Genomic DNA, 3887 nt, shown 5'->3' with positions numbered 1-3887 from the left:
AGCTGATGAAGCCGCCATCGCCAAGGAGGTTCGCGATGTAAGGCAGACCAACCGCGTCCTTCTCGGCTTTGAGGAGTCGGCGAAACAAATTACGAAAGGTATTAGCAATGAATAAGATGTCCCTTTATGGCGTAACAGCCATGACTCCAATTGAGCGTCAAACCGGAAGGTTCATGCGCGCACCCGACCACGCGGCTGACGCAGGTAATGTGACTCAGCCGGGTGGAGGTAATAACGGCTCGCAGGGCGGAGAAGGTAACTCCGGCGGCACTGTGAGTGGCGATTCAAACTCAAATAACACTGGCGAAAGTTTCGATCCTGCGGCATTTTGGAATGGTCCGGCTTCCGCTGAAGGAGCCGCCTCTTCTGGGGAGTCTGCCGGTAATGGCAGCGGTGAGTCGGACACCAACGGCGGTGGCAATGCCAACCAGACTGGATTCGCGACACAGCTCACCGAGCGGCTTAGCGGACTCACTTTTGGAGACCCCATTTTCAACGCCGAAGTCGCCGAACAAATCAACGAGGGGAATTTCACCGGCGTTCAAGAGCGATTCAATGCCATGGGGCAACAGATCGTTCGTGAAGCGTTGGCAATGCAAGTCCAGATTCTTCGCCCATTTGCCGAACAGTTGATGGAGCAGGTCCGTCAAGAAACTAAGCAGACTTTCACAAGTCGGGACAACAAGGAATCACTGGTCACGCTATTCCCCGCCGCGAAAAATCCGGTGATGGCACAGACGATTCAGCCGATCTACGATCAAGCGTTGAGGAACGCGAACGGAGACCGGGCAAAAGCCGTCGCGCAAACGAAGGAGATGCTGCGATTCATGGCGGGCGAATCCGCTGCGGATCTCAACATCGAGATCGCACCGAGGGGGCAGGGCGACCGTGGTGGTCCGACTCCCAATTTCAACTGGCTGGATGATCTCACCGGCCGCAATTAAGAAAGGACTTACCTAGTGATTCAAGGCATCTTTGCTTCGCATCAGGGAATCGTCGGTGAGCGTCAACATGACTTCTCCGCCGCTATCCTACGTATCAACCCCACAGGCGACACCCCGTTGCTTGGACTCACCTCGGGTATGCCGAAGGAGTCCACCAGCGACGTGGCGTTCACTTGGTTTGAAGATATTCACCAAGCTGGTCGTCAGGATTGTGTGAGTGGCGGAACCAGCACGACAGTTGTTGTGGCGGATGCGTCATTCTTCACTCCCAACTCCGTGCTACTCGTGGAAGAAACTGGCGAACACATCTTCGTCACCGCACTCGTGGGCAACTCGATGACCGTGGTTCGCGGACTCGCCGGGACTTCGGTTGTCGCGATTACCAACGTCATGCACGTGCAGAAAATCGGTAACGCGTTCGAGGAAGCGTCGGCTCGCCCTACTGCTGTGACTCAGCAGGGTGCACCGCGCACGAACTATGTTCAGATTTTCCGTAACGGCTGGGCGATTTCAGGCACGGCGAAGGCTGTGAAATATCTCACCGGCAACAAACTGGCGTATAACAAAGAAATGTGCGCCACGTATCACGCCGAAGATATTGAGCGTTCGTTTATCTGGGGTCGCAAGACGATAACGACTCTCAACTCGAAGCAGTTCCGCATGACGGACGGCATCCTGACTCAGATCGAGCAGTATGGCGGCGACGTGCGGACGGCCAACACTGGCGGCGCGGGCAACATTTCGCGTGGGGCGTTCGAGGACTGGATTCAGTCCGTGTTCACCTACAACGTGAAGGGTCAGCCCAACGAGCGAGTCGCATTCTGCGGTAACATGGCACTCAAGGTCATCAATCGGATGGCGTTCCTCGACGGGGACTACCAGATCAAGGCCGAGGAAACGAAGCTGGGCATCAAGATCACGGAGTTCGTGACTCCGTTCGGGACGCTCAAGCTCATGACTCACTCCATGATGAACGAAAATCCCGTCTGGTCGAAGGAGGTCTATGCACTCCATCCGGGCGCGATTAAAAAGCGCGTGCTGCGTGATACGTTCCCCGAAAACTACGACAAACACGGCAATGGAGTCGCGGGTGTAGATGCGGACGAGGGTGCGATTACCAGCGAAATGGGCATCCAGTGCGGCGCCGCTCGAGTCATGGGCATCTACCGCAACTTGACCACCGCAGTCGCCACGGTCTAATCAGCCGTTCGACTCGGATTCTCCATGAACTAGGGGCGTAGCAGACCGCCCTAATTTTTAGAAAAGGATTGCAGACATGAGTAACCTCAAAGGACTCAAACTTGGCGGCGATGACGACAATTTGACCACCCCGCCAAGCGGCCCCGCAAAGGAAGCGGAAGATTCCACAAATTTGGAAAATGTTGAATCGGAAGTCGAAGAAGAAGTCGAAGAAGTCCAAGAAGTTGAACAAGTCCAAGAAGCCCAAAGCGATGAACCCGCCGTGCGCTGGTCGAGTCATCCAATCGCTCGCTATTGCATCGGCGACTTTCATTTCGAAAATGGACTCCTCGTGCTTCAGACCGCTGAAGAGGCCGACGCCTTCCAGAAGGTCTATGAATCATTGCCAGTTTACGAGCAGTGTCGCCTGACCAAGATTGACGTGTCGGCCGCAGAAGCGATTGTGCGTGAGCGAATCGCAAATGGCGGTGGCGCAACCAAGGTAATTGATTCGTCCGTCGGCGATCGCGCACCCAATGGTGCAGTTGGCACTGGCGATCTGCTAAGCTGACTCAAAGTTTCGGGGTAAGTTGCAATGTTCACGTTCTCTCAAATGGTTGACGAAATTATCTCGGAAGTCAAGCGCCCCGACTTGATTTCCGAGATTTGTCGTTACGTCAATCAGACGATTCGCGAGTGCCATTTCAGCACCGATCGTCAGGCCGCGATTTTCTTCAAGGAAAACTTCAACGAGTTGCTGTTGACCGCTACTAGTGAGTCCGGTCAAACTTGGGAAGTTCCTAACCCCACGACCTTCCAGAAAATGGCAGGCGTAAAATTCATAACTCAACTTGACTCCGCAGGTTTCGGCATCTGGGCAAACGAGACAGTCCCGGGCAGACACTTGAATGGACTCGACCACTACTTCTATCAGGTTGGCGGTTCGTTCGTGTTTAGTGGCTACGGCGGAGTCGGCGGGAAAATTGCATTGGCGTATTTTGCCTTTCCTCCGAGTCTTAAATACAAGGCCGTAGCTGTGCGCCCCGCTACCTATGACGCGGAGTCAGGATGGACGTATCACGCCAGCATCGTCACCGATGAAGATAAGGAGGCAGCTCGACTCGTCTCCACCAACTGGCTGCTGATGCGCTGGTCGGACGTGGTCAGCGAAGGTGTCCGCGCCAAGGTGTTTAAGCGAGTCAGCGATACCGAGCGCGCACGAAATTGTTATTCACTGTATGGGCAACTCCGTCAGGGTCTAATGACCAGCGACCTTGCGGACGTAGGGGGAATTAGATAAATGAGTCATCATGAGGTTTCTATAATGGAAAACGGCGACTTTAACCGAATCGGCGAAGAAATGGATAAACGCATCCAACTCGCAGAAGTCCGTATCATAGGGCAGATCAAAATCTGGTTCCTAACTGGACTCTTAGGTTTGCTCACAACGTCAATCGTCGGGTTCGCTTCCATGATGTTTTTCATGGGAAAAATCACAGAACGATTCGATACGCAGATGACTCAGCTGTCGAGCATACAGACGAGTCGAACTAACGTCGGAGAGTGGATGGACCGCAAAGACGCTCTCGATGACGATGTGATTCGTTGGGCCAAGGGCCAAGGTTACACGCCGCCATCTTGGTATGTCGGCAAGGATTCAGACGCAACAGGGAAGTGATTCACGATGGCCATCGGACAGCTTACCAGATATCGGAAGCATGAGCCGAATCCTTATCGGCCAGACCTTCCCGAAGATTTGCGCAA

Annotated in this window: 5 protein-coding genes; all 5 read left to right on the top strand. The window is 54.1% G+C overall.

Annotation, left to right across the window (positions count from 1 at the left end; all coding sequences use genetic code 11):
* Positions 1–107: 107 nt before the first annotated feature.
* The 5 genes from ACIQ67_RS20960 to ACIQ67_RS20940 all read left to right on the top strand — a co-directional run bounded on the left by ACIQ67_RS20960 (position 108) and on the right by ACIQ67_RS20940 (position 3801).
* Positions 108–944 (top strand): hypothetical protein, encoded by an 837-nt coding sequence (locus ACIQ67_RS20960; RefSeq protein WP_397536310.1) that lies wholly within the window; start codon positions 108–110, stop codon positions 942–944.
* A 15-nt stretch (positions 945–959) separates the two neighbouring features.
* Positions 960–2144: a DUF5309 family protein gene (locus ACIQ67_RS20955; protein WP_397536309.1), complete on the top strand. Its 1185-nt coding sequence runs from the start codon at positions 960–962 to the stop codon at positions 2142–2144.
* 76 nt (positions 2145–2220) lie between these two features.
* On the top strand, positions 2221–2694 hold the full coding sequence (locus tag ACIQ67_RS20950) for a hypothetical protein (RefSeq protein WP_397536308.1): 474 nt from the start codon (positions 2221–2223) through the stop codon (positions 2692–2694).
* A gap of 24 nt (positions 2695–2718) precedes the next feature.
* Positions 2719–3423, top strand: a complete 705-nt coding sequence (locus tag ACIQ67_RS20945; protein ID WP_397536307.1) for a hypothetical protein — start codon at positions 2719–2721, stop codon at positions 3421–3423.
* Positions 3424–3801 (top strand): hypothetical protein, encoded by a 378-nt coding sequence (locus ACIQ67_RS20940; protein ID WP_397536306.1) that lies wholly within the window; start codon positions 3424–3426, stop codon positions 3799–3801.
* Positions 3802–3887: the final 86 nt, after the last annotated feature.

Origin of the sequence: Roseateles sp. (assembly GCF_044373315.1) — a bacterium.
In the GTDB taxonomy this organism is placed as follows: Bacteria; Pseudomonadota; Gammaproteobacteria; order Burkholderiales; family Burkholderiaceae_C; genus JACDQM01.
This window is presented reverse-complemented; position numbering and strand designations above follow the sequence as displayed.